The 26,994-nt window shown below is 68.9% G+C and carries 27 protein-coding genes, 1 pseudogene and 1 riboswitch; of the genes and pseudogenes, 18 read left to right on the forward strand and 10 right to left on the reverse strand.

The window, feature by feature from the left end; genetic code table 11:
* Positions 1 to 30 precede the first annotated feature (30 nt).
* Both AB0L53_RS03255 and AB0L53_RS03260 read right to left on the reverse strand, forming a co-directional pair.
* A complete protein-coding gene (locus tag AB0L53_RS03255) occupies positions 31 to 237 on the reverse strand; it encodes a hypothetical protein (protein WP_214637851.1) in 207 nt (68 codons plus the stop codon).
* A 56-nt stretch (positions 238 to 293) separates the two neighbouring features.
* Positions 294 to 563, reverse strand: a complete 270-nt coding sequence (locus AB0L53_RS03260) for a hypothetical protein (RefSeq protein WP_357944915.1) — start codon at positions 561 to 563, stop codon at positions 294 to 296.
* Positions 564 to 837: 274 nt separating this feature from the next.
* Between AB0L53_RS03260 and AB0L53_RS03265 the strand changes: the two genes are divergently transcribed.
* Both AB0L53_RS03265 and AB0L53_RS03270 read left to right on the forward strand, forming a co-directional pair.
* Positions 838 to 1,920: a bifunctional adenosylcobinamide kinase/adenosylcobinamide-phosphate guanylyltransferase gene (locus tag AB0L53_RS03265; protein ID WP_363989521.1), complete on the forward strand. Its 1,083-nt coding sequence runs from the start codon at positions 838 to 840 to the stop codon at positions 1,918 to 1,920.
* A 152-nt stretch (positions 1,921 to 2,072) separates the two neighbouring features.
* A complete protein-coding gene (locus tag AB0L53_RS03270) occupies positions 2,073 to 2,657 on the forward strand; it encodes a hypothetical protein (RefSeq protein WP_363989524.1) in 585 nt (194 codons plus the stop codon).
* 19 nt (positions 2,658 to 2,676) lie between these two features.
* Here the strand turns inward: AB0L53_RS03270 and AB0L53_RS03275 are convergent.
* Together AB0L53_RS03275 and AB0L53_RS03280 are read right to left on the reverse strand one after the other, a co-directional pair.
* Positions 2,677 to 3,575: pseudogene (locus tag AB0L53_RS03275) on the reverse strand (IS5 family transposase); the annotation flags it as partial.
* 21 nt (positions 3,576 to 3,596) lie between these two features.
* The gene (locus AB0L53_RS03280; protein ID WP_363989527.1) at positions 3,597 to 4,397 is read right to left on the reverse strand and encodes an ATP-binding cassette domain-containing protein; all 801 of its coding nucleotides are present in this window, start codon (positions 4,395 to 4,397) and stop codon (positions 3,597 to 3,599) included.
* 262 nt (positions 4,398 to 4,659) lie between these two features.
* On the opposite strand from AB0L53_RS03280, the gene AB0L53_RS03285 reads away from it, so the two are divergent.
* Positions 4,660 to 5,490 carry an adenosylcobinamide-GDP ribazoletransferase gene (locus tag AB0L53_RS03285; RefSeq protein ID WP_363989529.1) on the forward strand — a complete coding sequence of 277 codons (831 nt, stop codon included), beginning with the start codon at positions 4,660 to 4,662 and terminating at the stop codon, positions 5,488 to 5,490.
* An 87-nt stretch (positions 5,491 to 5,577) separates the two neighbouring features.
* Here AB0L53_RS03285 and AB0L53_RS03290 read toward each other — a convergent pair whose 3' ends face one another.
* Together AB0L53_RS03290 and AB0L53_RS03295 are read right to left on the reverse strand one after the other, a co-directional pair.
* Positions 5,578 to 6,555 (reverse strand): hypothetical protein, encoded by a 978-nt coding sequence (locus AB0L53_RS03290; protein ID WP_363989532.1) that lies wholly within the window; start codon positions 6,553 to 6,555, stop codon positions 5,578 to 5,580.
* Complete coding sequence (locus tag AB0L53_RS03295; protein ID WP_357944901.1) at positions 6,552 to 6,899, reverse strand: GntR family transcriptional regulator; 348 nt, start codon at positions 6,897 to 6,899, stop codon at positions 6,552 to 6,554. Before AB0L53_RS03295 ends, AB0L53_RS03290 begins: the two co-directional genes overlap by 4 nt.
* A 105-nt stretch (positions 6,900 to 7,004) precedes the next feature.
* Between AB0L53_RS03295 and AB0L53_RS03300 the strand changes: the two genes are divergently transcribed.
* The 5 genes from AB0L53_RS03300 (at position 7,005) to AB0L53_RS03320 (ending at position 15,115) form a co-directional block, all read left to right on the forward strand.
* Entirely contained in the window at positions 7,005 to 8,486 is a 1,482-nt protein-coding gene (locus AB0L53_RS03300) for a leucyl aminopeptidase (RefSeq protein WP_363989535.1), read from the forward strand.
* Between the two features lie 51 nt (positions 8,487 to 8,537).
* The gene (lpdA, locus tag AB0L53_RS03305) at positions 8,538 to 9,902 is read left to right on the forward strand and encodes a dihydrolipoyl dehydrogenase (protein ID WP_363989538.1); all 1,365 of its coding nucleotides are present in this window, start codon (positions 8,538 to 8,540) and stop codon (positions 9,900 to 9,902) included.
* A gap of 38 nt (positions 9,903 to 9,940) precedes the next feature.
* Positions 9,941 to 11,413 (forward strand): 2-oxoglutarate dehydrogenase, E2 component, dihydrolipoamide succinyltransferase, encoded by a 1,473-nt coding sequence (sucB, locus tag AB0L53_RS03310; RefSeq protein WP_363989540.1) that lies wholly within the window; start codon positions 9,941 to 9,943, stop codon positions 11,411 to 11,413.
* A 736-nt stretch (positions 11,414 to 12,149) separates the two neighbouring features.
* Positions 12,150 to 13,418: an AAA family ATPase gene (locus tag AB0L53_RS03315; RefSeq protein ID WP_363989543.1), complete on the forward strand. Its 1,269-nt coding sequence runs from the start codon at positions 12,150 to 12,152 to the stop codon at positions 13,416 to 13,418.
* Positions 13,419 to 13,495: 77 nt separating this feature from the next.
* Positions 13,496 to 15,115 carry a tetratricopeptide repeat protein gene (locus AB0L53_RS03320; RefSeq protein ID WP_363989546.1) on the forward strand — a complete coding sequence of 540 codons (1,620 nt, stop codon included), beginning with the start codon at positions 13,496 to 13,498 and terminating at the stop codon, positions 15,113 to 15,115.
* 40 nt (positions 15,116 to 15,155) lie between these two features.
* Here the strand turns inward: AB0L53_RS03320 and AB0L53_RS03325 are convergent, their stop codons facing one another.
* A complete protein-coding gene (locus tag AB0L53_RS03325) occupies positions 15,156 to 15,362 on the reverse strand; it encodes a hypothetical protein (RefSeq protein ID WP_363989550.1) in 207 nt (68 codons plus the stop codon).
* 305 nt (positions 15,363 to 15,667) lie between these two features.
* Positions 15,668 to 15,809, forward strand: a riboswitch (cyclic di-AMP (ydaO/yuaA leader).
* A 186-nt stretch (positions 15,810 to 15,995) separates the two neighbouring features.
* Between AB0L53_RS03325 and AB0L53_RS03330 the strand changes: the two genes are divergently transcribed.
* The gene (locus AB0L53_RS03330; protein WP_363989552.1) at positions 15,996 to 16,493 is read left to right on the forward strand and encodes a CHAP domain-containing protein; all 498 of its coding nucleotides are present in this window, start codon (positions 15,996 to 15,998) and stop codon (positions 16,491 to 16,493) included.
* Between the two features lie 187 nt (positions 16,494 to 16,680).
* On the opposite strand, the gene AB0L53_RS03335 is transcribed toward AB0L53_RS03330, so the two are convergent.
* Positions 16,681 to 17,337, reverse strand: coding sequence for a GntR family transcriptional regulator (locus tag AB0L53_RS03335; protein ID WP_363989555.1), 657 nt, complete (start codon positions 17,335 to 17,337; stop codon positions 16,681 to 16,683).
* Positions 17,338 to 17,467: 130 nt separating this feature from the next.
* Here AB0L53_RS03335 and AB0L53_RS03340 point away from each other — a divergent pair, with 130 nt between their 5' ends.
* Genes AB0L53_RS03340 through AB0L53_RS03365 form a run of 6 tightly spaced genes read left to right on the forward strand, consistent with a single transcriptional unit; the run spans position 17,468 to position 23,086 of the window.
* The gene (locus AB0L53_RS03340) at positions 17,468 to 18,760 is read left to right on the forward strand and encodes an extracellular solute-binding protein (protein ID WP_363989558.1); all 1,293 of its coding nucleotides are present in this window, start codon (positions 17,468 to 17,470) and stop codon (positions 18,758 to 18,760) included.
* Positions 18,747 to 19,592, forward strand: a complete 846-nt coding sequence (locus AB0L53_RS03345; RefSeq protein ID WP_363989560.1) for a sugar ABC transporter permease — start codon at positions 18,747 to 18,749, stop codon at positions 19,590 to 19,592. The genes AB0L53_RS03340 and AB0L53_RS03345 overlap by 14 nt, the downstream gene beginning before the upstream one ends.
* Complete coding sequence (locus AB0L53_RS03350; RefSeq protein ID WP_363989563.1) at positions 19,589 to 20,473, forward strand: carbohydrate ABC transporter permease; 885 nt, start codon at positions 19,589 to 19,591, stop codon at positions 20,471 to 20,473. The genes AB0L53_RS03345 and AB0L53_RS03350 overlap by 4 nt, the downstream gene beginning before the upstream one ends.
* Before the next feature lie 18 nt (positions 20,474 to 20,491).
* On the forward strand, positions 20,492 to 21,577 hold the full coding sequence (locus AB0L53_RS03355) for an enolase C-terminal domain-like protein (protein WP_363989565.1): 1,086 nt from the start codon (positions 20,492 to 20,494) through the stop codon (positions 21,575 to 21,577).
* 28 nt (positions 21,578 to 21,605) lie between these two features.
* Complete coding sequence (locus tag AB0L53_RS03360; protein WP_363989568.1) at positions 21,606 to 22,784, forward strand: hypothetical protein; 1,179 nt, start codon at positions 21,606 to 21,608, stop codon at positions 22,782 to 22,784.
* A 35-nt stretch (positions 22,785 to 22,819) separates the two neighbouring features.
* Positions 22,820 to 23,086 carry a hypothetical protein gene (locus AB0L53_RS03365; protein WP_363989570.1) on the forward strand — a complete coding sequence of 89 codons (267 nt, stop codon included), beginning with the start codon at positions 22,820 to 22,822 and terminating at the stop codon, positions 23,084 to 23,086.
* On the opposite strand, the gene AB0L53_RS03370 is transcribed toward AB0L53_RS03365, so the two are convergent.
* The gene (locus AB0L53_RS03370) at positions 23,083 to 23,700 is read right to left on the reverse strand and encodes a dihydrofolate reductase family protein (protein ID WP_363989573.1); all 618 of its coding nucleotides are present in this window, start codon (positions 23,698 to 23,700) and stop codon (positions 23,083 to 23,085) included. The genes AB0L53_RS03365 and AB0L53_RS03370 overlap by 4 nt on opposite strands.
* A 177-nt stretch (positions 23,701 to 23,877) precedes the next feature.
* Positions 23,878 to 24,297: a MerR family transcriptional regulator gene (locus AB0L53_RS03375; RefSeq protein ID WP_363989576.1), complete on the reverse strand. Its 420-nt coding sequence runs from the start codon at positions 24,295 to 24,297 to the stop codon at positions 23,878 to 23,880.
* Positions 24,298 to 24,542: 245 nt separating this feature from the next.
* Here AB0L53_RS03375 and AB0L53_RS03380 point away from each other — a divergent pair, with 245 nt between their 5' ends.
* The 3 genes from AB0L53_RS03380 (at position 24,543) to AB0L53_RS03390 (ending at position 26,986) form a co-directional block, all read left to right on the forward strand.
* Positions 24,543 to 25,013 (forward strand): hypothetical protein, encoded by a 471-nt coding sequence (locus tag AB0L53_RS03380; RefSeq protein ID WP_363989580.1) that lies wholly within the window; start codon positions 24,543 to 24,545, stop codon positions 25,011 to 25,013.
* A 291-nt stretch (positions 25,014 to 25,304) separates the two neighbouring features.
* Positions 25,305 to 26,198: a TIGR01777 family oxidoreductase gene (locus AB0L53_RS03385; RefSeq protein WP_363989583.1), complete on the forward strand. Its 894-nt coding sequence runs from the start codon at positions 25,305 to 25,307 to the stop codon at positions 26,196 to 26,198.
* Positions 26,199 to 26,248: 50 nt separating this feature from the next.
* A complete protein-coding gene (locus AB0L53_RS03390; protein ID WP_363989586.1) occupies positions 26,249 to 26,986 on the forward strand; it encodes a peptidase E in 738 nt (245 codons plus the stop codon).
* The last annotated feature ends 8 nt before the right edge of the window (positions 26,987 to 26,994 follow it).

The raw sequence follows: 26,994 nt of genomic DNA on the forward strand, positions 1-26,994 counted from the left end.
CGCTCAAGGGGTTTTTCATTTCTCCTTGCTTCACTCCGGACGCAATGACAATCCCGTGTATTCGACCCGGTCCTCGTCGAGCAGCGCCACCTGCTCGACCCCGGATTCCAGCAGTTCACCCCAGTTCTCGCCAAGCCAGGACTCCGCGTCCGCCTGGCTCGGAAAAACTTCTCGCGGCAAAGGGCGATCCGTTACCTCACCACCATTTGCATTTTCATAACGCCACCGCCATGTCATGCCATACGCTCCTTTTCCGCGGGTTCGCCGACGCACCCACCGACGGCACTGGAACCTTACTCCCGAGCTTGGCGGTCAATCGATGCCGCGCGCGTATCGTGTGCCGGCGGGAGTCGCCTTCGGAGCGGCTCGTGTGGCGGCCTGCCGTCGTTCCAGACGGTGTGCGGCAAGGACCCCGCGGCCTCCGACAGGAAGGCGTCGGACTCGGGGTCGCCGAAGTCCACCCTGACCACGACCCGCTTGCTGGCCGGGTAGGCGTTGATCGTCACCACGTCCCCCTGAGCGTTGACACGGGCCTTGGCAGCCGAGACCAGTAGTTGGGCCATAGAGGCGGTCTCCGCGCCCGTCACGCACTTCGTCAGCCCCTCCGCGGGCGGTTGCTCGTCGGAGGGCCAGCACCGGCACCGACCTCGGCACCCCCGCCTTACCCGCCCCCGCCTCACCCGCCGACGCCTCGCTGGACGACGCCTCGTCGGAGGGGCCGCCACTCACCACCAGCAGTTCCACCGCAGGCCACCCCCAACCCCAAGACCCTCAGCCCGCCAAAAGCGGCATCTCCGCCGCAGGCCGGGATGCCGGGCTCTATGTACGCTCGGCCTGGTGAAACTCCTTCTCGCCGGCACCGCAGGCCCCACGGGCTGGCCGGAACCGGGTTGCCCGTGCGCCTCATGTGCTGGGCACCCCTCCTGCTACCGACGACCCTTCGAGCTCGTCGTCGACGGTGTGGCGCGCTTCCCGTTCGACGACGTGCCGCCCGGTTACCGGACCTTGGCCGACGGTCACGCCCTGGAGGGCCCCGATGGCACCCGCCTGCTGTACGCGCTCCCGGCCGCGACAGTAACCCCGAACGCAGCAACGCTCTCGGCCGCGACGGCGACCCCGGACGCCACGACGGTCCCGGAGGCGACAGCGACCCCGGAGGCGGCGGCCCCGGCTACCCCGTACGACATCGTGCTGGTCGATCCGCTCGACCGGCCCGAGCGGATCGGGCTCCTGCGCCGGGCGGGCCTGGTGGCCGACGGAACCCAGGTGGTGGCCGTCGGGATGGACCACCGGGTCAGGTCCGAGGAGGAGTTGTCGCGGCGGCTCGCTCTGTGGGGCGTACGAGCTGTGCCGGATGGGACGACGCTCGACACCGCGCTCGCCGCCCCACCGGCTCCAGCACAGCCGAGGAGAACTCTGCTGCTGGGCGGTTCCCGTTCGGGCAAGTCGGCGGAGGCTGAGCTACGACTGGCCGCCGACCCGTACGTCACCTATGTCGCCACCGGCTCGCGCGGCGAAGGCGACGGTGAGTGGGCCGCGCGGGTACGGGCCCACCGCGAGCGCAGGCCCGCGCACTGGGCGACGGTGGAGACCACCGACCTGGCGGGGACGATCCGCGCGGCGACGACGCCGCTGCTGGTCGACGGGCTGGGTACGTGGCTGGCGGCGGTGTTCGACGAGTACGGTGCCTGGGACGGCGATCGGGCGCCGGTCGCCGCGCGCTGCGATGAGCTGGTGGCGGCGTGGCGGGGTACGACCCAGCGGATCGTGGCCGTGTCGGACGAGGTGGGCATGGGAGTGGTGCCCGCCACGGCCAGCGGGCGGGCGTTCAGGGACGAGCTGGGGCGACTCAATGAGCACCTCGCCGACGAGTCCGAATATGTCGCCCTGGTGATCGCCGGCCGCCCAATGCGCCTGTGACACCGGGGATAACACGACGCCCGCGTGCGGTCCGGACCGGCCCGGCCCGGCGACGGACCGCTCCGGCGTACCGCCGGTCTAGGCCGTGTATCGAAAGTGGATCAGTAGGGTTGGGGCGCGATAGGTGTAGCGCCCGTGCTGGGGAGGTCGCCATGTTGGTGGGGTCGCGTGCCGGGTTCGGTTTGGAGTTCCACGTCGAGCAGGATCCGCAGCTCTTGTGTGTCGACGTCTTCGTCGGCGGGCTCCATGTGAACACGTGGGACAACGCGTTTTACCCGCCCCTACTGGTCAAGGAGCTCAAGGATGAGCTCGGTCGCTTTCGCACGCCAACCGCGCCGCCGGTGGGGTTCACCTCGTCGTCTGAGTTCTTTTGCCTTGCCGAGAGCTGGATGTACGACGACGCCGTTACCGGGATCGCGCCTGAGGCCGAGGCGGCACTCGCACGGTGCGAGTTCCTGGAGTGGGGGGAGTGCACCAATGAGGTGACAGCGCTCGCGTTCCCCGACGGGGACCGTGTGCACCTCACCTGTCGGGTGCACGAGCGAGGCGGTGCTGCCCGCGGCACCGAGGGCCGGCGTGGGCCGACGGTGGTGTCGGTGAGCCGGACGGTGCTCGTCGAGACGCTGGAACGTGGCCTCGTCGTCGCCGAACGCGAGTGGTCTGCCCGGCTCGCCGCCGTCAAGGGCCGCAGTGACACATGTGACGGCGGGGACGTGTCCAGCGTGTGTTCTCCTTAGGCGTGAATCGAATGGCTGGTCACAACCACTCGTTGATGGCTGCGACGAGGACGGTCGCCTCGTAGCGAACCGCGAGCTTGTCGTACCGGGTGGCCACGGCTCGGTGCCTTTTGAGGCGATTGATGCCGCATTCGACCGCGTGCCGAGCCTTGTAGTCCTGCGGGTCGAACTTCGGCGGCCGGCCACCGCGCGAACCGCGTTTCTTGCGGTTGTGGACTTGGTTGGCCTTGTCCGGGATGGTGCAGAGGATCCCGCGCTGGCGCAGGTAAGCGCGGTTCTTCCAGGAGGCATACGCCTTGTCGGCGCGTACGCGATCCGGCCGGGTGCGCGGTCTGCCCGGGCCCAGGCGTGGCACCCTGATGAGGCCCAGGGCGACCTCGAACTGCGGGGAGTCCCCGCACTGTCCTGCGGTGATCACGAGGGACATGGACTTCTGCCCCTGCTCGACGGCCAAGTGCAGCTTGGCGCTCAGTCCGCCGCGCGAGCGTCCGAGGCCGTGATCGGCCGGCTCGGTGGCCACGCCGCCGGGCGGTTCCTTCTGCAAGTCCCCCTTTTCCGCGCTCCGGCGGCGTGTTGGTGGGCCCGGCAGACGGTGGAATCGACGTTGATCTCCCAGGTGATCAGGTCTTTCGCATCTGCTTGGGCTTGGAGTTGGGTGAAGATGCGCTGCCAGGTGCCATTGCGCTGCCAGCGGCGGAACAGGTCGTACACCCGGCCCCACGGCCCGTACTTCTCGGGTATGTCCCGCTAAGGGATGCCGGTGCGGACTCGGAACCGTATGCCGTCGATCAGCTGTCGCCGAATCCAGATTGGTGGCCGACCGGGCTTTTGCCGGTTCGGCAGCAGCGACTCCAGCACTGCCCATTGTTCGTCCGTGAGATCTCCACGCGCCACGAACCAAGATCATCCCACGACCAAGATCTACTTTCGATACACGCCCTAGTGGCGGATCGCTCTGGCGTACCAGCGCCCCTCCATGCGGTCGACGTGCAGAGAACGGCCGAAACAGTCGGACAGGTTCGCGGGCGTGAGGACGTCCGCGACCGGCCCCGATGCCAGGACGCGCGCGTCGCGCATGAGCATGGCGTGCGTCGTCGTGGCAGGTACCTCCTCCAGGCGGTGGGTCACCGTCACCGTGGTGAGCACCGGCCTGGTCGTCGCCAGGTCCTCCACCGCCTCGATGAGGTCCTCGCGGGCCGGCAGGTCGAGGCCGGCGAACGGCTCGTCGAGCAGCAGCACCGCCGGGTCCGCCATGAGCGATCTGGCCACCCTGATCCTGGCCCGCTCACCCTGGGAGCACACCCGGAACAGGCGTTCGGACAGGTCCTTGCAGCCCACGTCCCCCAGCAGGCGCAGTGCGCGGTCCCGCTCAGCGTCGCCGTACCTGTCCCAGAGCGGGGCGCTCGTGCCCGTGTGCCCGGTGAGCACCACGGTGAGGGCGGTGGCGCCTTCCTCCTCCAGGAGTTCCTCGTCGATCAGCCGCTGGCTGGAGGCCACCAGGCCGATGTGGCGCCGCAGCGAGCGTACGTCGGCCCGGCCGAGCCGGTGGCCGAGGACACTGACCGTGCCCTCCGTCGGGTGCCGTACGGCCGCGGCCAGCGAGAGCAGCGTCGTCTTGCCGGCACCGTTGGGCCCGAGCACGGCCCAGTGCTCGCCGTACTCCACTCGCCAGTCGACCGCACTCAGCAGCGACTTGCCGGCGACCCGGACTCCTACGCCTTCGAGTTCAACAACGTGCATCCGGCCACCCTAGTGGCCGCCCACGGACTCCCTCAGCGTCCGATGGGTGGGTGTTATTGCTATTTTTACGGTCGGCCCGGTGAGCCCCACCCGCCATCTGCGGCTGAGGTCTGTCCAGGGGCACGCTCCTCCGGTTCACCGGGCTGGGCGCCGTGACGTGCGTCTACTTGACCCCGGTCCGTGGACGCGCCGACACCATAGGGAGGGTGTGCGTCTTCTTGGCCCGGTCCGTGAGCGCGTCGGCGACCGTAGGGAGAGCGTGATGGACGGGGTGCGGTTCGCGATCGGGACGTTGAGCGTGTTCCCGGTCCGGGTGACACGCGTCGATCGCCAGGTGGCGGGACGGGCGATGGTGCTGGCCCCGGCCGTCGGCCTGGTGCTGGGCGCCGTGGCCTGTCTGCCGTTGCTGCTCCCGGGGCCGCCGTTGCTGGGTGCGGCGCTCGCGGTCGGGCTGCTGGCCGTACTGACGCGGGGGCTGCATCTGGACGGCCTGGCCGATCTCGCGGACGGGCTGGGTAGCGGGAAGCCCGCCCCTCAAGCGCTCGACATCATGAAAAAGTCGGATATTGGGCCGTTCGGTGTGATCACCCTGGTGCTGACGCTGCTCATCCAGGTGACCGCCCTTTCCGGGCTCACGCCGACAACTCAGGCGACCGCGCTGTCCGGGCTCGGGCCAGCATCTCTGGCGGCCACGCTTTCCGGGCTCGAACCGCCCGCTCTGACCGGGCTCAGGCCGTCCGTCCTGGTGATCGCCTGCGTCACCGGCCGGTTGGCGCTCACCTGGGCCTGCCGGTCGACCGTTCCCGCCGCCCGCCCCGACGGGCTCGGCGCGCTGGTCGCGGGCACGGTACGGCCGGGCGCCGCCTGGGCGGCCACCGCCCTGGCCCTGGCGGCGGCAGCGGGCCTCGGCCTGGTGGCGGGACAAAGGATGGTGTACGTCCTTCCCCTCGGCGTGGCCGCCGGGCTCGCGGCGGCCTTGTTCCTGCTCCGCCATGCCAGGCGGCGCCTGGGCGGGGTCACGGGCGACGTGTTGGGGGCCCTCGTCGAGACGGCCACGGCCACCACGCTCACGGTCTGCGCCGTGCTCGGCTGACCGACGCCGCCCTTCACGGCCACCGCGCTCACGATCTGCGCCGTTCTCGGCTGACCGACGCCGCCCTTCGTACCTCTTGAGAGGGCGTCATGCCTGTACGGCGGGCCGCTCCGCGATGAAGGCGTTGATCAGGGCCGCGCCGCGCTCGGCGTCGTCGATGCTCACGGCCAGCTGCCCGCCGGAGCGGTAGCGGATGATCAGGCATTCGCCGCCCCGCAGCATGATGGTGGCGCTGCCCGGCAGCCCGCGCAGGCCCCAGCCCCCGACCTGGCTCGGATACCGCGACTCGGACCACGCCTTGTCGATCTGCGACAGCCGGATCCGCCGCACCGGCCAGCCCAGCGGCCCGAACCCGATCGCCAGCCCGTCCCGGGTGACCCGGGCGGTGAGCGACGAGGTGAGCAGTCCGGCGAACAGGACGATGCCCAGCCCGGGCACCGTACCCCCGATGTTCAGGCCCGCCAGGACTCCGGTGATCGCCAGCACGCCGGCCACGGCCAGGGCTACGGCCGCGGCCATGCTCATGGCGGTCAGCCAGGAGTTGGTGATGCGGCTGACCCATACCGAGCGCTGTCCCGGCTGGAGCCGCAACCGGGGCGGCTCCTCACCCGCGGGCGGGCGCTGGTCGAGGCCGCCCCTGCCGAGGTAGCCGGCCAGGAGCGCGGCGGCGAGCGCGACGCCGATGACGGCCAGCATGGTGCGGCCTTCCAGGTCCGCCTCCCGCCAGGTGGGCGCGTCGAGGTTGGCGAGCAGCGTCGCGCAGCTCATGCCGAGCGCGAACACCCCCATCCCGGCCAGAGATCCCCACCAGTACATCCGGCTGAGCCTGCGCTCCATCGCCTTCCCGTTCACCGCGACTCCGAACAGCACCGCCCAGGCCACGCCCCATGTCGCGACGCTCACGACCAGGAAGGCAGTGAACGAGTGCTCGCCATCGGGCACGAGACCCGATCTCCAGTGCACGGCCAGCGGGTCGGGCAGCCGGCCGCGCAGGGCGAGTGGGGCCGCGACCAGCGCGGCGGCGACGATCAGCCCCCAAGCGGCAACGGCGAATCGCGAGTTCATGGCAGCTCCTCCAGCATCGTGATGAGGTCTTCGCGGCGGTAGCCGAGTCTCGTGGCCTCTTCCAGCAGTTCGCGGGCCCGCTGCAGGAGCAGCGCCCGCCCGTCGGCGCGGCCCGCGACGCTGACGCCGCGCCCCCGCCTGAACTCCAGCAGCCCCTCGTCACGCAGGTCACGCAGGGCGCGCAGCACCGTGTTGGGGTTGATGCCGAGCGCCTCGGCCAGGTCGCGGGCGGGTGGCAGCCGGTCGCCCGGCGCGTACGAGCCCTCGCCGATGGCACGGCGGATCGCGCCGGCCACCTGCTCATGCAGGGGACGCGCGTCGTTGAGGTCCAGAGTCAGCAACATGGTGCTAATGACACTAGCACCAAGTCGTCATGTGTGCGGGGCGACGAATGGTAGGATGAACCCCTGTTTGTGAGTACCTCTAAACCCTGGATAGCATCGGTTTACGTGACCACTGTGCGGCTGAACTCAGCAGATCCAGTCTCTTTCGACACCGACGCGCTGATCGTCGGGTTCCGGTCCGGCCCCGAAGGCGCTCGCCCCGCCACGGGCGCCGAGTCCCTCGACGCGGCCTTCGGCGGCAGACTCGCCGCCACGCTCACCGCCGTCGGCTTCTCCGGCAAGCCCGGAGAGCTCGCCAAGGTGCCCGTGTTCGGCGCCATCACCGCTCCGCTGCTGGTCGCGGTCGGTCTCGGCGACTCCGCCGACGCCGAGACGCTACGCCGCGCCGCGGGGGCCGCCGTACGATCCCTCGCCGGCACCGCCCGCGCCGCGCTCCTCCTGCCCGCCGAATCGGCCGACCAGGCCGAGGCCGTGGCGCTGGGCGCGCTGCTGGGCGCCTACGGGTTCTCCCGCTACCGCACCAACGGCGAGGTGAAGGCGCCCGTGGGCGACCTCACCGTACTGTCGGCGAACGAAGCGGGTGGATCCGACGGGATCGCCGGCCGCGCCTCCGTGCTCGCCGAGTCGGTCACGCTCGTCCGCGACCTGGTCAACACCCCGCCCTCCGACCTGTGGCCGGCCAAGTTCGCCGAGATCGCCGAGCAGCGCGGCGGGGAGGCCGGGCTGAGCGTCGAGGTGCTCGACGAGAAGCAGCTCAAGGACGGCGGCTACGGCGGCCTCATCGGCGTCGGCCAGGGCTCGGCCAACCCGCCGCGCCTGGTCCGCCTCTCCTACACCCACCCCGAGGCCACCAAGACGCTGGCGTACGTGGGCAAGGGCATCACGTTCGACTCCGGCGGCCTGTCGCTCAAGCCGTCCGCCTCCATGGACTGGATGAAATCCGACATGGGCGGCGCGGGCGCGGTCCTGGGCGCCCTGATCGGCGTCGCCCGCCTCGCCCCGAAGGTCAACGTCGTCGGCTACCTCTGCCTGGCCGAGAACCTGCCCAGCGGCACCGCGCAGCGCCCCTCCGACGTCATCCACAGCTACAGCGGCAAGACCGTCGAGGTGCTCGACACCGACGCCGAAGGCCGCCTGGTCCTCATGGACGGCATCGCCCGCGCCGCCGAGGACTCCCCCGACCTGATCGTCGACGTGGCCACCCTCACCGGCGCGCAGATCGTCGCGCTCGGCTGGCGCACGGCCGGCGTCATGGCCAACGACGACGCCGTGCGCGAGCTGGTCGTCGAGGTGGCCGGTGCCGCGGGCGAGGGCGCCTGGGGCATGCCGCTGCCTGAGGAGCTGCGCAAGGGCCTCGACTCCCCGATCGCCGACATCGCCAACCTCCAGCCCGAACGCTGGGGCAGCATGCTGGCCGCGGGCATCTTCCTGAAGGAGTTCGTGCCCGACGGGGTGCGCTGGGCGCACATCGACATGGCCGGACCCGCGTTCAACAAGGGCGAGCCGCACGGCTACACGCCGAAGGGCGGCACCGGGGCCATCACCCGCACGCTCATCGGACTGGCCGAGCGGCACGCGAGCATCTGAAACAAATGAAAAGATGACGGCATCACGAACACCCCGACAAGGAGCCTGACTGTGGCCTACGACATCGTCGTCCTGGGAGGCGGCAGCGGCGGATACGCCTGCGCGCTACGGGCGGCTGAGCTGGGCAAGACGGTCGCCCTGATCGAGAAGGACAAGATCGGCGGCACCTGCCTGCACAGGGGATGCATCCCCACCAAGGCCCTGCTGCACTCGGCCGAGGTCGCCGACGAGACCCGCGAGAGCGAGACGTTCGGCGTCAAGGCCCGGTTCGACGGCATCGACGTGCCGGCCGTCCACGCGTTCAAGGACAAGATCGTCACCCGCGCCTGGAAGGGCGTGCAAGGCCTGCTCAAGGGCGCCGGCGTGACGATCGTCGAAGGCGAGGGCCGCCTGGTCGGATCGCACCGGATCCAGGTGGGCTCCGAGGTCTATGAGGGCCGCGACATCGTCCTGGCCACCGGCTCCGCGCCCAAGTCGCTGCCCGGCCTGGACATCGACGGCGAGCGCGTCATCACCAGCGAGCACACGCTGAGGATGGACCGCGTGCCCTCCTCGGTGATCGTGCTGGGCGGCGGCGTCATCGGCGTCGAGCTGGCCAGCGTCTACCGCTCCTTCGGCGCCGAGGTCACGATCGTCGAGGCGCTGCCCCACCTGCTGCCGACCGAGGAGGAGTCGAGCTCCAAGCTGCTGGAGCGCGCCTTCCGCCGCCGCGGCATCAAGTACGAGCTGGGCGTCTTCTTCGAGGGCGTCAAGACCACCGACACCGGTGTGGTCGTCACCCTCGCCAACGGCAAGACCCTCGACGCCGAGCTGCTGCTGGTCGCGGTCGGCCGCGGCGCCGTCTCGGCCGGGATGGGCTTCGAGGAGCAGGGCATCAGGGTCGAGCGCGGCGCGGTCGTGGTCGACGAGCATTGCCAGACCTCGGTCCCCGGCGTCTACGCCATCGGCGACCTGATCCCGACCCTCCAGCTGGCCCACGCCGGGTTCGCCGAGGGCATCATGGTGGCCGAGCACATCGCCGGGCTCAACCCGCCCGCCATCGACTACGCGGGCGTGCCGCGGATCACCTACTCCGACCCCGAGGTCGCCTCGGTGGGCATCACGTCCGCGCAGGCCGCCGAGCGCGGCATCGAGATCGTCGAACAGGTCTACGACCTCGCGGGCAACCCCAAGAGCCAGATCCTCGGCACCGCGGGTGCCGTCAAGGTCATCGCCCAGAAGGACGGCCCCGTCGTGGGCGTCCACATGGTGGGCCGCCGCATCGGCGAGCTCGTGACCGAGGGTCAGCTGATCTACAACTGGGAGGCGCTGCCCGCGGAGGTCGCCCAGCTCATCCACGCCCACCCGACCCAGTCCGAGGCCGTCGGTGAGGCGATGCTGGCCCTGGCCGGCAAGCCGTTGCACGTACACAACTAATTCAAGCCCTCGAAATAAGAACGCGAGAGAAGATAACGATGCCGGTCTCTGTACAGATGCCCCAGCTCGGCGAGAGCGTCACCGAGGGCACGGTGACCCGTTGGCTGAAGAAGGAGGGCGAGCGCGTCGAGGCCGACGAGCCGCTCCTCGAAGTGTCGACCGACAAGGTCGACACCGAGATCCCGTCGCCGTCCGCCGGCGTCCTCACCAAGATCGTCGTCGCTGAGGACGAGACCGTCGAGGTCGGCGCCGAGCTCGCCGTCATCGACGAGAACGGCCAGGCCGGCGGCGCCGCCACGCAGGAGGCCGCGCCGGCGCCCGCCGCGCAGCCCGAGCCGCAGCCGGAGCCCGAGCCGGCCCCGGCTCCCGCGCCGGTCTCCTCGATCCCGCAGCCCGCTCCTGCCCAGGCTCAGGCCCCGGCGCCCGCGCCCGCCCCGGCGCCCGCTCCGGTGCAGCAGGCTCCGGCCGCTCAGGCGCCCGCCCCGCAGGCTCCGGCCGCCGCCGAGCCGACCCCGCTGCCGTCCTCGGGTGACAGCCCCTACGTCACGCCGCTGGTGCGCAAGCTCGCCAACGAGCACGGTGTCGACCTCGAGTCGATCACCGGCACCGGCGTGGGCGGTCGCATCCGCAAGCAGGACGTTCTGGAGGCCGCCAAGTCGCAGCGCGAGCAGGCCGCCGCGCCGGCTCCCGCCGCCGCCCAGGCCGCTCCGGCTCCCGCCGCCGCGCCCGCTCAGGCCGCGCCGGCTCCGGTCGCCGCCGCTCCCGAGCCCGTCGAGGTCGACACCACGCTGCGCGGCCGTACGGAGAAGATGTCGCGACTGCGGCAGACCATGTCCAAGCGCCTGGTCGAGTCGCTGCAGACCGCGGCCCAGCTCACCACGGTCGTCGAGGTCGACGTCACCAAGATCGCCCGGCTGCGCGACCAGGCGAAGGCCGACTTTTTGCGCCGCGAAGGCGTCAAGCTGTCGTTCATGCCGTTCTTCGAGATGGCGGCCATCGAGGCACTCAAGCAGCACCCGAAGCTCAACGCCACGATCAACAACGAGACCATGGAGGTCACCTACTTCGACGTCGAGCACCTGGGCCTCGCGGTCGACACCGAGCGCGGCCTGATCGCGGCGGTCATCAAGAACGCCGGCGACCTCAACCTGGCCGGCCTCGCCCGCAAGACCGCCGACCTGGCCGAGCGCACCCGCGCCAACAAGGTGACGCCCGACGAGATCACCGGCGGCACGTTCACGCTGACCAACACGGGCAGCCGCGGCGCCCTGTTCGACACGCCGATCCTGAACCAGCCGCAGGTCGGCATGCTCGGCACCGGCGCCGTCGTGAAGCGTCCCGTCGTGATCGACACCGCTGAGGGCGAGGTCATCGCCGTTCGGTCGATGGTGTACCTGGCGCTGACGTACGACCACCGCCTCGTGGACGGCGCCGACGCGGCCCGCTTCCTGACCACCGTGAAGCGGCGCCTCGAAGAGGGCCGTTTCGAGGCCCAGCTGGGACTCGCGTAGTTCACGCGCGCCAGGGCCGGGGATCGTCTTTCCCCGGCCCTGGCCGCTGTCTGATGCCCGCCCCGCTGCAAAGGGCTTCGATCATTGCCCAGACCGATTGCCGTGATGGGATGACCGGAGGCGCCACTTTCACGCTGACTTCACGGCGGTCGCTCGGCAGGGGCGTGCGGCGCACGTAATCCGCCTGTTCCGGCCTGCCGATAGGTCAGGGGGTGGGTCCAGAGGTGAGTCCGGCGCGGTCGCCGCGCATCCTGTGCGACCACTCGTCCAGAGCGGCGTAGTCGGCGTCGCCGAGGCCCTGACCGGGATCGACACGATGGAGCAGGGCATGTCCTCGGTGGTGCGCGGATAGCCAGGTTCGATCGATGTCAGCCGGCCCGTCGTAGTTCACGGCCCGATGGATAAGTCGGATGCCGCTCCGGAGCCGCGCCGAAGGGAATGAGTGGTCCGTCGACATCGAGGAAGAGCAGCGGGCGCTGTGTGGGACCGGTCACGGCCGCACGATAGCGGCTCATCCTGACAGCCCGGCTCGATGAGGAAGCCCGTCAAACAGCGGGAGTGGCTTCAGGCCTGGCGAAAGCTCTGCCACTGTCAGCCCTCGCACTCCACGCTGCTTCGTCCGGCGTCGCGGCGGGAGTCAGGGGGCGTCCGACGATCAAGGTAAGGTGCTGTGCCCGGGCCCCCGCCAACCCGGCCGACTTTCGATTCACGACTGTGCACAGGACGGTTCTTCTCTATGGACGCTCACGACCGGTTGGTGACCAGCCTTCGCGCCGCCCTGGACGCACGGCCTGAGGACGTCACCCTCAGGCTGCATCTCGCGCAGATTCTCCTCGACTCTGGTGATCTTCCCGGCGCGATGAGTGAGGCCGCCGAGGCACTGCGGTACGACCCGTCCTGTGACCAGGCCAGGGACTTCATGGTCACCGCTCTCGAGAGACGGCCTTCCGGCGCTGAGACCGGCAACGCGGAGGCGGAGGCCGTGGCCGAACCGCGGCTACCCCGAACCGATGCCCCGCTGGAGGTGCCGCCGAAAGAGCGATTCGACTGGACGGCGGCGGAGAGCGACGTGGCCGGCCTGGTCGGGCCGCGCTTCGCCGACGAGCCCGCCGGCGCGAACCCGGATACCTACGAGACCGAGACTCCAGGACTGCGGCTGGCCGACATCGGGGGTATGGAGGACGTCAAGGATCGACTGGAGGTCGCGTTCCTGGCCCCGATGCGCAATCCTGAGCTGCGCGCACTGTATGGCACAAGCCTGCGCGGTGGCCTGCTGCTGTATGGGCCGCCCGGATGCGGCAAGACGTTCCTCGCCCGTGCGGTCGCTGGGGAGCTCGGGGCCTCGTTCATCGTGGTCGGCATCTCCGATGTCCTCGACCTGTATTTCGGCCAGTCCGAGCGGAACCTGCGCGAGCTGTTCGCCCAGGCCCGAAGGAAGGCGCCCTGCGTACTGTTCCTGGACGAGGTGGACGCCCTCGGCCAGAAGCGCAGCCAGTCTCGTGGCAGTGGGATGCGTACCGTCGTGAACCAGTTGCTGGAGGAGATGGACGGTGTGGCGGCCGACAACGAGGGTCTGTTCATCCTTGGGGCGACCAACCAGCCGTGGGACGTCGACACGGCTCTTCGCCGGCCGGGCAGGTTCGACCGTACGGTCCTCGTACTCCCGCCTGACCCGACCGCGCGGCGCTCGATCCTGGAGTTCCACCTGAGAAACCGGCCGGTGGAGAACATCGATCTGACTTCCCTCGTTGCTCGTACGGACGGATTCTCCGGCGCGGATCTCGGGCATCTGTGCGACACCGCAGCCGAACAGGCGCTCATCGCGTCATCGCGCAGCGGGACGGTCCGAATGATCGGCATGGCCGACTTTGAAACGGCCCTGAGGCAGGTGCGGCCCTCGACCGGCCCCTGGTTCGACGCGGCGAAAGGCGTCGCCATGTTCGCGAACGAGGGTGGTGCCTACGATGACCTGCTCAGCTACCTCAAGCAGCAGCGGATGATGTGACTTCGGGCTCGGCGGTGAGGCCGTCCGTCAAGACCGGATGCTGGTCGCCCTACGTATCACGAATGGCGGTATCTGACATGAACCACAGTGAGAAGGCTCTGGCAGCCGCCCGGAATCTCGTCGACCTGAGGCGCTGGCAGGACGCGCTCGATGCACTCGGCCCGGCGCTCGTCTCTGACGACACGGCGGCCGAGGCGCATCGCATGACCGCTCGATGCCTGTTAAGTCTGGGAAGGACGAAGGATGCCCACAACGCGGTCGTCTCCGCTCTCCGCATTGATCCGGGCAGCGAGTACGCGCATTACCTGCTCGCATCCGTTCTCCTCGGCCTCGGCCGGCGAGGGGCCGCCCTGCGGGCGGCGACAGAGGCTGCGAGGCTGGCGCCGGACTGGGTGCCGTCCCTGTACATCTTGGCGAAGTGCCGGCTGGAGGTGTTCGAACGCGACGAAGCTCAGCGAACCGCCGCGATGGCCGTCAGGGCCGATCCGCATGATCCGCTCGCCCATCTCGCGGTCGCCGAGGTAGCGGTCGGTCTGCTTCCGCTCGGCGAGGTGGAAGCGGACCGTGAGCGATGGGATGAGGCAGAACGCGCCTTCCGGACCGGCCTCGGGCTTGATCCGCATGATGAAGACCTCGCTCTCGGCCTCGCGCATCTCCTGTGCCTTCGCCACCGCTTCCTCGAAGCCGCGGAGATCTACCTGACGATTCTCCGGAGCAATCCGAGCAACGACTTGGCCCTGCGTGCGATCGGGCTTATCGGGGTGTCGTTCGGCCAACTTCGAAATGACTGGAACAATGCGGCTCCTGTGGGTGCGCGTTTCCAGATGGGTCTGGCAAATCTCGACTCACCGTCGATCGAGGCGCTCCTGGCCGACTTCATTTCGCTCGTGTCCGAGTCGCAGGAGACGGTGCGCGAATCATTGAGCCGGGCCACGAACCTGCTGTCGACTGTGAGCCGGTCTTTCGGTGGTGGTTCGCATCAAGCCGCGGAGCCGATGCCCGCTACGGACTTCGGCGTTCCCCTCTCCTCGGGATGGTCGGCCGTTGGGCTGCCCACGTTCACTTTTCCCTGGCACGCGCTGGATCTGACAGATGACCCCCTGCCGGCGAACCAGGTCGAGGTTGCGTCGCTTGCCGGACAGCTGCAAGATGCGGTGAAGCGGGTCGCGGAGTACGACGCCCGGATCAGGGCTCTGCTCTACACGAGCCGAGGCGTGTATGCGAAAGATGACGACGGCGCGAGGCTCCATGAGATTTTCGTGGAGATGAGTGCCCGGACCGGCAGGATCGCCGACATCTATCGTGACTGCGGAGACATTCTTCTCGAATTCTCACATGAAGCGTCGCTGGCCAGAGCCCAGGTAGTCAACGCGAGGCACTGGGCCGACCACGCGAACAAGGAACATGAGACGGCCGTCCAGATGTTCCTCTCTCTCCTGGCCGAGCCCCGGCCGCAGGGCGGCGGCGACTGGCGTGGGCTCGACGAATCTGCGGTGGAATCGTTTGCCGGGCGTCTTTCGGACTCATCCAGCATGGCCGCCGCTCGGCGCTTCGGCCGTGAAGCGCGTGAGTGGGAAGAGGAACGTCAAGGAGCCATATCCTCTGCCAGGAACGCGATGGAGGTGTACCGCGAGGCCGAAGCTGGATGCGTGCAGGCCCTTCGCCTCTTGATCGGCAAGTACCGGCCGGCTGCGTGACCCGGAGGTCATGGCGGCCGGGCGGGTCCGGTGTCTTCTGTCAGTGGCAGCGCAAGTCGAACCCGGTACGCCTCCTGAACGCACTCCTCGGCCAGGTCCAGATCTGCGCGACGCGCACGGTCGCGGCGAGCACGAAAGCCCACTCCCGCCGATGCGCGTCGGCCACCGCCTGACCCGCCTCCGCCCGTCCCACCTCCGTTTGGCCCGCGTCCGTTTGGCCCGCGTCCGCCGCGGCCGTCATCGCCATGAGGGTCTCCTTGGCTGTCTGTCCGGTCGGTACGCCTCTACATCGGACAGGCGAGGCGAATTCGACAGACCGTACGCGAACCTTTTCCAGATGCGCCCTGGCGCGACTTCACCAAGGTACCCCCGCTACTTGACGGATCGACGAGCCGGCCGTGCTGGGCGTGGCGATTTCATTGCCTGGAATTACCCAGGTCAGGGGTGCGTTAGACCCCTCTGTGCGCCTGGCCTAGACAGCGAGTATGCCTCTGGCCGCGCCGCCAATGTCCGAGTACGGACGTCATACCCATCACATGCATCACAGGCAATCACCTGTGACCGCTGAACCCGCCTGTGCGCGGGACCGGGGACCCATGTCTCGATCGGGGCTAATCGGCACGTCAACGTGCTGTAGGGCAGCTTCCACGCCCGAGCCCGTCAGCTAACCCGGTAAGCGGAATGGAAGCAAGGAGTAATCACCATTATCCGCACCCCCAAGATCAACTATGCCAAGATCGCGCTCGGCGCGACCATCGCCGCCGCCGCCCTCGGCGCCCACACCGCTGCGAACGCCGCCACGGCCCCCGCATGGCACACCCCCATCGCGGCTCAGGCCGCCCCCGCCTCCGCGCAGGGCGGCAGGAACGGCGAGGCCCAGGTGAACGTCACCGCCCAGCAGGTCCTGAACCTGGCCAAGGCCCAGGTCGGCACGTCCGAGGACGCCAACGGCGGCGGCACCAAGTTCCAGAAGTGGTACGTGAACTCACCCCGCGCCGCCGAAACCGTCCAGCGTGACGGCGGCAGCAGGCAGGACTACCTGAACGCCGCCTGGTGCTCGATGTTCGTCTCCTGGGTCGGCGAGGAGAGCGGCGCCCGCCCCCAGATCGGCTGGGACGCCTACACCGTCGCCCACGCCAAGTGGTTCGCCGCCAACCACCGCTGGGGCACCGTGGCCAAGCCCGGCGCCGTGGTCTTCTACTCCTGGAGCGGCAGCAAGGACTTGAGCTCCATCAGCCATGTCGGATTCGTGGTCAAGGACAACGGCGACGGCACGATCTCCACGATCGAGGGCAACACCGGCAACGGCAAGGTCGAGCAGCGTGTCCGTCCCACCTCTCAGGTCGTCGGTTACGGCTACCCGCACTACGCCGCCTGACCCGCACAGAACGCGTTCGCGGCCGCGAGCCTCAGCACCCGGCCGCGAGCCTCAGCACCCGGCCGCGAGCCTCAGCACCCGGCCGCGAGCCTCAGTACCCGGGCTCAGTACCCGGTCGCGAATCTCACGGCAGTGAGCCCGGCCGCGAACCTCAGGCGTCCGGCCGTGAGTTTCACGGCTGTGAGCCTCACGGCAGTGATGCGAGCATTCGCTGCCCCGCCGACCGCAGGTGGGCGGTCATCGCGTCCGCCGCGGCCGGGCCGTCGCCCGCCACGACCGCCCGCACGATGGCCTCGTGCTCGTCGCGCGTGAGCTCGGCGGCGCCTTCCCTGGCGTAGAAGATCCGGAAAGCGCGCGAACGGACGAACAACCGCTCCAGCGTCTCGGCCACGACCAGGTTTCCCGACATCTGGGCGAGTTTGCCGTGCAGGAGTTCGTCGGCCTTGGCCAGCACGGCGAGGTCGCCGCCCGGCACGTCGACCTGCCGGCGCAGGAACGCCCGGTCCTCCGTACGAAACTCCTCGGCGGCGCGGCGCGCGGTGGGAGGTTCGAGCAGCAGCCTGCACTCGTAGAGGTCGGAGATCGTCTTGCGGTCGGGCAGGTCGGCGGCGACGAAGCCGCGGTAGGGATGCTTGCTGACCAGCCCGTCCGCCTCCAGCCGCCCCAGAGCCTGGCGGATCGGCGTGTTGGAGATCTTGAGCTGCGTGGCCAGAGCATCGATCTTGACCCGGCTGCCGAGCGGAATGTGCCCGCTGAGCAGCATTTCTCGCAACACGTCGTAGACGTCGTCGGCGAGCACCTGCCGCCGTGGGAGCGCCAGTTCTGGCGATGGGGAGTCAGTCATCCAAGCCTCGGGGAGTCGGTCATCCAAGCCTCCTGGCGTTCCACCCTAGCGGCACATGGGGTTGACGTCGGCGTAACGTGCATGCAACATCTGACTTCAAACATCGTACACGATTATGTCGAGGCCAGCTGTGATCAGAGTTCGCATCCCCATAACGGCGTGCCTCGCAGGCGCCCTGCTCACCGCCTGTTCGTCCAGCACGCCCGCAGCCGTCGGCGGGGCCATCACCGAGGACCGCGACGCGACGCTACTGGTGTGGAGTGACCCCACCCGGCTGGCCGGATTCGAGCAGTTCAAGAAGACCCACCCGAACTTGAAGATGAAGGTCGAGACCTACGACGGGCAGAGCCTGCTGACGAAGATCCAGCTGTTCAACCGCACCGGCAAGGGCTGGCCGGACGTCGTCTTCGCGGGGCAGCCCAACGTGGTCTCCCAGTTCGCCGGGAAGCTGAACTACGCCCAGCCCCTCGACTCGCTGCTGCCCGGGCAGATCCGCAAGGACTTCGGCACGGCCAACGCGCCCTGCGAGGTCGGCGGCAAGCTGTACTGCCTGCGCAACGACCTGGCCCAAACCGTGCTGTGGTACAACAAGCCGCTCATGGAGCGCTTCGGCTACCAGCTCCCCAAGACGTGGACCGACTACCGGGCGCTGGGCGAGCGGGTGGCCAAGGAGCACCCCGGCTATGTCATCGGCAGCGCGGGCAGCTTCTTCACCTACTACGACTACTTCTGGTCCAGCGGCTGCCCGATCCAGCAGGTGACCGGGCCGGACAAGGTGCACATCAACCTGAAGGACGCCAAGTGCACCCGGGTCGCGGACGTGCTCGACCCCCTGATCAAGAACGGATCGGTCACCAAGGCGGGGCTCTTCGACCCGGAGATGGCCAAGCTGGGCAAGGAGGGCAAGGTCCTCATGCTGCCCGGCGCCTCCTGGCTCGGCGACTACCTGTTCAAGCCCAAGGACCTGTTCGCCACTCCCAACGGCCAGATCGCCGCGGCACCATACCCGTCCTGGGACGGCGAGACGACCAACTGGTCCGGCAGCGCGGGCGGCGGCGTCTACCTGGTCTCCCGCCACTCCAAGAACATGAAGGGCGCCGCCGAGATCATCCAGTGGATGACCACCGACGCCGGCTACCAGAAGAGCGCGCCGACCTACCCCGCCTACGGCCCCTCGGCCGACGCGTGGGCCAAGCGGCTGGCCGCTGACCCGTTCTACGCCGCCGACCCGTTCCCGGTCATGCGTGAGCAGGCGGCCAAGGTCAACCCGGTGCAGCAGCCCACCCGCTATGACGTGGAGGGGGCCTTCACCCAGACGGTTGTCCCCGCGATCCGCTCCGGCGGCACCGTCGGGGCCGGCTTGGACGCGCTGCAGACCGAGCTGGTGAACCTGGCGAAGGCCCAGGGCTATGACGTCGGGTAAGTTGTTCGGCTGGCTGTGCGTGGCCCCGTACCTGATCCTGCTGGTGGTTTTCGGGATCGGCCCCATCCTGTACGCGCTCTACGAGTCCCTGAGCGACCCACGGGCCTATGTCAACGCGACCGCCGACTTCCGGTTCCTGCCCGCGGTGGGCAACGTGTCGCTGTTCATGGCGCTGTACCTGCCGGTCATGGTGATCGGCGTGCTGCTGCTGGCCCTGTTCGTCCAGGACCAGCGTCCCCTGTACGGCACGACGTTGCGGCTGGTCTACATGTTGCCGGGCGCGGTCACCGGCTCGGCCAGTGTGCTGCTCTGGTACGTCATGCTCCAGCCCGCGCTCAGCCCCTTCGCGCCCCTGCTGAGCGGCATGGGCCTGCGGACCGGCAACGACGTGCTGAAACCGGCGCACCTGGTGGTGATCTTCGCGTTGATGGCCTTCGCCACCGGGTTCGGTCAGTGGGTGGTCATCATGTACGGCGCCCTGCAGGGAGTGCCGCAGGAGGTGCTGGAGGCCTCCAGGATGGACGGCTGCACCTGGTGGCAGACGGCCCTGCGGATCAAGCTGCCGCTCATCTCCAAGTACGTGGTCTACATGGTCATTCTGGCCTTCACCGCCGGGCTGCAGATCTTCATCGAGCCGCAACTGCTGTACGGCGTGGCCTTCACCGGCTCCAAGTCCTGGTCGCTGAACCAGCTGGGCCTGCTGTTCGCCTTCGACAACGGCGACTTCGCCGCGGCCGCCGCGCTGTGCCTGATGCTGCTGGCCCTCTGCACTGTGGCCGCCTGCTTCCTGGTGTTCAAGGCCAAGTTCTTCGAGACGGAGGTCGACCGATGACCGATCGGCTCGGCGGGGCGTGGGTGTGGCGGATGTCCTTGTCCGTCGTGCTCGGCCTGGTGGCCCTGGCCTGCGCGCTGCCGCTGGTGTGGCTGGTGCTGGCGCCGACCAAGTCCGACGCCCAGATCACCGGCGGGCATCCGCTGTCCTTCGGCTCGTTCGGCGGCTACCTGACCGCCTGGCGGAACCTGACCACCTTCAACGACGGCGTCATCTACCAGTGGATCGGCAACTCGGTGCTCTACACCGGCGGCGCGGTGCTGCTGTCGGTGACCACGTCCCTGCTGGCCGGGTACGCGCTGGCGGCGACGAAGATCGCCGGGCGGCGGGTCATCCTCCTCTCCACGCTGCTGGCGATGATCGTGCCACCCGCCGCGCTCGTGCTGCCGCTCTTCCTGGAGGTGAACGCGGTCCAGCTCACCGGCACCGCCTGGTCGGTGATCCTGCCCGCCGGTCTCTACCCGTTCGGGGTCTACCTCGCCTTCATCTACTTCTCCACCCTGCTGCCGCGCGAGGTGCTGGAGGCGGCCAGGATCGACGGCTGCTCGGAGGCCGCCCTGTTCGCCAGGGTCGCCCTGCCCCTGGGCAAGCCGCTGATCGCGCTGCTGACCTTCTTCGCCTTCATCGGCAACTGGAACAACTACTTCCTGCCGTTCGTGATGCTCGGCGACGACGAGACCTTCAACCTCCCGGTCGGGCTCGGCGTGCTCATCTCCGGCTCACCGGCGCTCAACCCCGCGCTGGGCGGTAGCGATCTGCCCATCCACCGGCCAGAAGCGGCGATCACGGGTGTGCTCACCGTGGTGCCCGTGGCGCTCGTCTTCCTGTTCGCCCAGCGCCACCTGGTGCGCGGGCTGCTCGACGGCGCCGTCAAGAACTGAAACCGCAACGGAGTGAATGTGAAGATCACCGCTGTCGACGTCGTTCTGTGCGCGCGGCCCGCCGTCACGCCGGCCTTCCGCTGGCGCGACGGTCTGCCGGGGTCCGAGCCCGCGCACACAGGTGGCTGGCTCGTGCTGTCCACCGACGACGGTTACGTCGGCTACGCCTACAGCCAGCGCGGCGTCATCCTGGCCGACATCGTCGACCGGCGGCTCCGCGCCGAACTGCTGGGCGCCGACGCCCTGCAGCGCGAGTGGCTGTGGCACCGCGTCTGGGAACTGGACCGCATCGAGGAGATGCCGCTCTACATCCACGGCCTGGTGGACGTGGCGCTGTGGGACATCGCGGGCAAGGCGGCCGGGCTGCCGGTGCACCGGCTGCTCGGCGGGTACCGCTCCGCCATCCCCGCGTACGCCTCCACCGCGACCTTCGCCACCATCAGCGAGTACCTGGACACCGCCGACCAATGCCTGGAGCTGGGCTATCCGGCCATCAAACTGCACGCCTGGGGCAACGTCGACCGCGACATCGCCCTGTGCGCCGCCCTGCGGGAGCACGTCGGCGACTCGGTGCCGCTGATGTACGACGGATCCGCCGGGTTCGACCTGCTCGACTCGATCAAGCTGGGCAGGGTCCTGTCCGAGGCCGGCTACCTCTGGTACGAGGAGCCGATGCGCGAGTTCAGCGCGACCGCCTACCAGCGCCTGGCCGAGAAGGTGGACGTACCGCTGATCGTCGCCGAGACCAGTGACGGCGCCCACATGAACACCGCCGACTTCATCGCCAACGGCTCCGCCACCGCGGTGCGCACCAGCGCGGGCCTGCGCGGCGGCATCACCGGGGCCATGCGCATCGCGCACCTGGCCGACGCCTACCGGATGCGCGCCGAGGTCCACGGCGGCGGCATCGTGCACACCCACCTGTGCATGGCCATCCCCAACACCACCTACTACGAGTCGTTCGTCCCCGCCAACCCCGTGACCAGGGAGGAAGCGGTCGACGCCAACGGGCTCGTCCACGCGGGAACCGCGCCCGGCATCGGCTACGAGGCCGAATGGGAGCGCACGTCCATACCAGCCGGGCTGGAGCCCTACACCTCCTGAAATCCCCCCAACAAAGGAGATCACCGACATGAGCGACAAGCGGATTACCAGCCCGAGCCGGCGTGCCGTCCTGACGAGCGCCGCGGCGTTGCCGCTGATCGCGGCGGTGGCGACGCCCGCCACCGCCGCGACCAGGGCCAAGGGCTGGTCGTGGAAGCTGTTCAAAGACGGCACCGACGTGTGGCAGCGCAACTACTGGAACGGCGGGGAGCAGTTCGACTTCCGGCTCGGCGGTGGCGGCTGCGTCCCGCAGATGCGGCACTGCCCCACCGGCTACCGGGCGCTGCTCTCGCCCACCTACGAGGGCGAGGAGACCGACCGGGTCATGCAGGCCGTCCTGTGGGGCCTGAACGTCGAAGCCGCGACCAACGTCCTCGACCGGCGCTGGAACGTCAACCAGGCGGGCACCCGCCCCGGCGCCTACCAGCGCACCGTACGCGTCGAGCGGACCAACTCCACCACCACCGACGTGTGGACCATCGCCGACCGGCAGTGGTACGCCGAACTCGTCGCCGACTTCGCGGGATCGGACGCCGTCCCGCAGCTCACCCGCTACACCAGGCTGTCCAGCGGAGCGCTGGAGATCCGCCGCGTCATCCGGCTGCCCAAGGTCGTCAACGCCGGTACGACGGTCGCCAACGTCGAGTTCTACCTGGAGAACTGGCTGCCGTTCCTGCGCTCCGCCGACACCTTCACCGCGCTGGCCCTGCGACTCGACGCCAACGGCGACCCGAGCGAGTGGTATCGGGCGGGCGAGAACATCCCCTACTACCCCTGGACGCCGACCGGCGGCACCAGCGGGTACGCCATGGTCTTCAAGGAAGGCGCGCACAGGACCACGCCCAACGTGGCCGTGGTCTTCTCCAAGAACCCGGGCACGAAGTACGCCACCTCGGCCGTGTTCGAGAACGTACGCAACTCGATGGACTGGGACACCGGCATCGGCGTCCTGCCCGGCGCCCACATCACCGGCGGGGAGGCCAACAGCATCCTGGACTACACGATCCGCATCGCGCCCAACGGCGGCACCACCGCCGGCCTGGTCACCGACCTCAACGCCCAGGTCGCCGCGATCCGGCCACCCGCCCTGTACGGTCCGACGTACGCGCTGTCCGGCGAACTGGGCGCCATCGCACGGCGGCTGCGCGGCTATCTGACCTCCGCCGAGGGAACGCGGACCAACCACCTCGCCCCGCTCCTCGCCTGACCCTGGCCCTGGCCCTGAATCTGAACCTGGCCATCGTGGCCGATGCCGTGCTGGTCGCCCGCCCGCGCGACCAGCACGGCGCCACGATCGGCCGGATGGAAGATCAACTCATCGGCGGGCTCGCGCTTCTGTACCTGCTCGCGGGCGCTCCCGGCGCGGGAAAGACGACCTTGCCGCCGTACCTGCTGCGGGCCGCGGGTGGGTTGGTCGTGATGGACATGGGCGCACTCCGGGACGACGACGGGCGGCGCGTGACCACCAGGCCGGCCCAGTTCGCCGCGAAAGGCGTCGTAGCTCGCTAGCGGCGGACTCGATAGCGCAGGTGCAACACCCGGTCGCCCTGGATCACCGTGTGCGGGTCCTCAAGCAGATGCTGGGCCTCGACCGACCCGAAGTAGCGCTTGCCTGAGCCGAAGACCACAGGCACGACGTCCATCGCCACCTCGTCCACCAGGCCGAGGGCGAGTGCCTGCCCGCCGACCTCGCCCGCCGCCACGGCGACGGTGCGCTCCCCCGCGAGTTCCCTGGCCTTCTCGATCGCCTGCGCCACGTCGTCGACGAAGTGGTACGACGCCTCGGGGTGCCACCCGTCGGGCTTGGGCCGGTGCGACACCACGACCACGTGGTCGCCCGCCGGCGGCGACCCCTCCCATCCGTTGGTGATGTCGAACAGGTGACGCCCGATCACCGTCGACCCGATGCTCGCCCACATCGGCTGGACGTACTCGGCCGAGACCTGGGAGATCTTCCCCGTGTCACCTTTTCCGAGTACGACGTCGCCGTTGGAGTACCAGTCGAACAGAGGGCCTACCTGATCCTGTGCGTCGGCGATGAAGCCGTCCACCGACACGACGTTGTGCATCACCACGGTGCTCATCACATCTCCCAGGTGTTTCGAGGGCTTGACCTTGCTCATGTCGTGCTCTTACCAACGCATCGAGCGAAGGGAGAGCGAATCGACATCCCGCGCGAAGAACTTTCGAGCGGTCCGGAAGTGCCTCGCACGGCGCCGGCCTCGGCAGGTCCTCGGCGGATCTACAGCCCGACGAACCCGGCGGCGTCCTGGGGATTCTCCAGCCTGACCAGCCTGCGTCTACGCAGAGGGTGTCGGCGACCAGAGTCCGGCCGCCGTTCCCTCCTCGACGTGCTTGCGGTAGGTGACGACCTTGCCGTGAATGATCTCCAGGCTGGCCGTCAGATCGGCGATTCTGCCCCGGACGGTTCGTTCATGCTCCTCCAGGAGCGCGAGCCGCTCCGCTTCGTTACCTGGACCGGATCGGACAAGCCAAGCGAACCTCTTCAATGTGGCGATGGGCATGCCGGACTCTCGCAGCCGGTTGCACAGCCGGAGCCACTCCACGTCCGCCGGTTCGTAGACGCGCTGCCCTCCGGCCGTCCGGGGAATCGGCCGGATGAAGAGCTCCTCACGTTCGAAGAACCGCAAGGCGTGCACGCCCAGGCCGGTCGCCTTCGCGACGTCGCCGATGGAAAGGCCACCCGCGTTACTCCTCATGCCGCACCACCGTAGCTTGACCTAGATTGCACTCTAGATTCTACGGTCGAGTGCATGGCAATCACGCAACACAAGATCGGCTCAGGATTCAACGCGCACAGCACGGCGGACGAAGTCCTGACCGGCATCGAGCTGTCCGGCAAGAACGTCCTGATCACCGGCGGCTACTCAGGTCTTGGTCTTGCGGCCACGAGCGCTCTGGCCCACTCCGGGCGCATGTCATTGTGCCCGCCCGCCGCCCTGCCGTGGCAACGCGGGCACTGCATGGCATCCCGCGGACGGAGGTCCGGGAACTCGATCTGGCGGACCCCGACAGCATCCGGACGTTCAGTGACCGATTCCTGGAGACCGGCCGGGCCCTCGACATCGTCATCAACAACGCGGGGGTCATGGCCTACCCGAACACGCTGATCGGTGCAGGTTGGGAAGCACACTTCGCCATCAACCACCTCGGGCACCACGCCACCTCGGAGGGCCGCCAGGCCGACGGCTTCAAAACCCCGGCACAGGGTGCGGCGACGGCCGTATGGGCGGCCACGTCACCCCTGCTCGACGAGTACGGCGGCGCCTACTGCCAGGACTGCGACATCGCCGAACCCGCGACCACCGACGACATGCTCGTCGGCGGCGTCAAGCCATGGGCGATCGATCCCGACTCCGCTTCCCGGCTCTGGGCCCTGTCCGGCGAACTCACCGGGCTGGATTGTTTCTCCTGACTCAGGGGGAAGATCACGCGCCGCGCCTCGCTCCGTGACCGGAGAGCATCTGCGGGTGAGCCCTCAACCGCGTGATCCGACCCCAGAACAGGACCTGGGACGACCGCCGCCGCGTCGATCAGCTTCTCTCCCGCAGGCGCGGCGGACCGCACCGCGGTAGAACTGGGCGCAACCCCCGAAAGCGCGAAGCGCCGATCCGCGAAGCCGTTGTGGCGGGGCGGGCATCAGACGGCCAACACTCCAGACGGGTAACGGGTGGTGGCGGGAGGCCCCCGGCGTAGTGTGGAGGGTATGACGATCATCGTTACGGGGGCGTCCGGGCTGCTCGGGGGGCCGTTGGTGGACGCGCTTCAAGGCCAGGGGCAGCGGGTGGTCAGGATGGTGCGGCGGCCTCCGGAGAGCGATGACGAGGCGTACTGGGAGCCTCGGGAGGATGTGATCGACCTTTCGGTGCTCGAAGGGGCCGAGGGAGTCGTACATCTGGCCGGAGCACCCATCGCCGACAAGCGCTGGAGTGAGGCGTACAAGCGCGAGCTGGTTCGGAGCCGGGTCGACGGGACCCGGGTGCTCGTCGACGCGTTGCGGCAGCTGTCCCGGCCGCCTGAGGTGCTCGTGTCGGCCTCTGGGGTGGACTTCTACGGTGATACCGGGGACCGGGTCATCGATGAGTCCCAGGGGAAGGGCACCGGGTTTCTGGCTGATCTGTGCGAGCTCTGGGAAGGTGCCGCCAGGGCCGCTGAGGAGGTCGGTGTCCGGACCGCGCAATTGCGTACCGGGCTTGTATTGAGTGGGCGGGGTGGGGCGCTTGGGCGGATGCTGCCTATCTTCAAGATGGGGCTCGGCGCGCCGCTCGGGAGTGGGAAGCAGTACTGGTCCTGGATATCCGAGGACGACTGGGTTCAGGCAGTACTACATATCCTGAAAAATCGGGAATTGGTGGGGGCGGTTAATCTGACTTCGCCCAATCCGGTCAGCAATGCGGAGTTCACCATCACGCTCGGGAAAGCCCTGCGTAAGGGCACCGTACCGATGCCTGTCCCGGCCTTCGCGCTGAGCATCGGCCTGGGAGAGTTCGCTCGGGAAGGGCTGTTGCCCAGCCACCGGATTCTGCCCGGGAAACTGTCCGGCAGCGGCTACGGATTCACCCATAGCCACCTCGACGAGGCCTTGAGCGACATAATCTAGCGCCGTAATCTAGGGTGCTGTTCATCCTTTACCACGCGGGAGATACCAACATGACCAGGTCGGGCCAGTCGCACATTCTTGCCATCGGCGGTGGATCGTTCCGTCCGACGGCGCGTTACGGTTTTCTGGAGGCGAGCCCGCTGCTGCGCTACGGCCTCGACCTGACCGGCCAGGACCGGCCGAAGCTGGGGCTGCTCGCCACCGCGATGGGCGACGACGCCGACTGGCTGCTGAAGATGTACAGCGCCTTCGCCGGATGGGACGTCGAGCTGAGCCATCTGACGGTGTTTCCGATGCCCAACGTCAAAGATCCCCGGGCGTGGATGCTCGAGCAGGACATGATCTATGTCAGCGGTGGCAGCGTGGCCAACCTGGCGGCCCTGTGGCGGCTGCACGGCTACGACGAGGCGTTCGAGGAGGCATGGCGGTCGGGCGTGGTGCTGTCCGGGCAGAGCGCGGGCGCGCTGTGCTGGCACGTCGGCGGCAACACCGACTCCTTCGGCCCCGAGCTCAACGTGTGGGCCGACGGCCTGGCCTTCCTGCCATACTCGTGCGGAGTCCACTACAACTCCGACCCGCAGCGCCGGCAGCTGCTGCACCAGTCGGTGGCCAGCGGCGAGCTGCCCGAGGGCTACGCCGCCGACGAGGGGGTGGCGCTGCACTACGTGGGCACCGATTTCATTCAGGCCGTAACCACCGATCCAACCGGATACGCCTACAAAGTCGAGCATGACGGGGCCGAGGGGGCAAAGGAGTTCCGGATCGAGCCTCGACTGCTGGCTTCCTGAATTACCCT

The sequence above is a fragment of the Nonomuraea sp. NPDC052129 genome, from assembly GCF_040680095.1.
GTDB lineage: Bacteria > Actinomycetota > Actinomycetes > Streptosporangiales > Streptosporangiaceae > Nonomuraea.

Excerpts from the sequence above, each read along its gene's own strand:
- AB0L53_RS03255 (WP_214637851.1), bottom strand. The coding sequence starts at position 237 with ATGACATGGCGGTGGCGTTATGAAAATGCAAATGGTGGTGAGGTAACG.
- AB0L53_RS03260 (WP_357944915.1), bottom strand. The coding sequence starts at position 563 with ATGGCCCAACTACTGGTCTCGGCTGCCAAGGCCCGTGTCAACGCTCAG.
- AB0L53_RS03270 (WP_363989524.1), top strand. The coding sequence starts at position 2,073 with ATGTTGGTGGGGTCGCGTGCCGGGTTCGGTTTGGAGTTCCACGTCGAG.
- AB0L53_RS03280 (WP_363989527.1), bottom strand. The coding sequence starts at position 4,397 with ATGCACGTTGTTGAACTCGAAGGCGTAGGAGTCCGGGTCGCCGGCAAG.
- AB0L53_RS03285 (WP_363989529.1), top strand. The coding sequence starts at position 4,660 with ATGGACGGGGTGCGGTTCGCGATCGGGACGTTGAGCGTGTTCCCGGTC.
- AB0L53_RS03290 (WP_363989532.1), bottom strand. The coding sequence starts at position 6,555 with ATGAACTCGCGATTCGCCGTTGCCGCTTGGGGGCTGATCGTCGCCGCC.
- AB0L53_RS03295 (WP_357944901.1), bottom strand. The coding sequence starts at position 6,899 with ATGTTGCTGACTCTGGACCTCAACGACGCGCGTCCCCTGCATGAGCAG.
- sucB (WP_363989540.1), top strand. The coding sequence starts at position 9,941 with ATGCCGGTCTCTGTACAGATGCCCCAGCTCGGCGAGAGCGTCACCGAG.
- AB0L53_RS03315 (WP_363989543.1), top strand. The coding sequence starts at position 12,150 with ATGGACGCTCACGACCGGTTGGTGACCAGCCTTCGCGCCGCCCTGGAC.
- AB0L53_RS03320 (WP_363989546.1), top strand. The coding sequence starts at position 13,496 with ATGAACCACAGTGAGAAGGCTCTGGCAGCCGCCCGGAATCTCGTCGAC.
- AB0L53_RS03325 (WP_363989550.1), bottom strand. The coding sequence starts at position 15,362 with ATGGCGATGACGGCCGCGGCGGACGCGGGCCAAACGGACGCGGGCCAA.
- AB0L53_RS03335 (WP_363989555.1), bottom strand. The coding sequence starts at position 17,337 with ATGACTGACTCCCCATCGCCAGAACTGGCGCTCCCACGGCGGCAGGTG.
- AB0L53_RS03345 (WP_363989560.1), top strand. The coding sequence starts at position 18,747 with ATGACGTCGGGTAAGTTGTTCGGCTGGCTGTGCGTGGCCCCGTACCTG.
- AB0L53_RS03350 (WP_363989563.1), top strand. The coding sequence starts at position 19,589 with ATGACCGATCGGCTCGGCGGGGCGTGGGTGTGGCGGATGTCCTTGTCC.
- AB0L53_RS03360 (WP_363989568.1), top strand. The coding sequence starts at position 21,606 with ATGAGCGACAAGCGGATTACCAGCCCGAGCCGGCGTGCCGTCCTGACG.
- AB0L53_RS03370 (WP_363989573.1), bottom strand. The coding sequence starts at position 23,700 with ATGAGCAAGGTCAAGCCCTCGAAACACCTGGGAGATGTGATGAGCACC.
- AB0L53_RS03375 (WP_363989576.1), bottom strand. The coding sequence starts at position 24,297 with ATGAGGAGTAACGCGGGTGGCCTTTCCATCGGCGACGTCGCGAAGGCG.
- AB0L53_RS03385 (WP_363989583.1), top strand. The coding sequence starts at position 25,305 with ATGACGATCATCGTTACGGGGGCGTCCGGGCTGCTCGGGGGGCCGTTG.
- AB0L53_RS03390 (WP_363989586.1), top strand. The coding sequence starts at position 26,249 with ATGACCAGGTCGGGCCAGTCGCACATTCTTGCCATCGGCGGTGGATCG.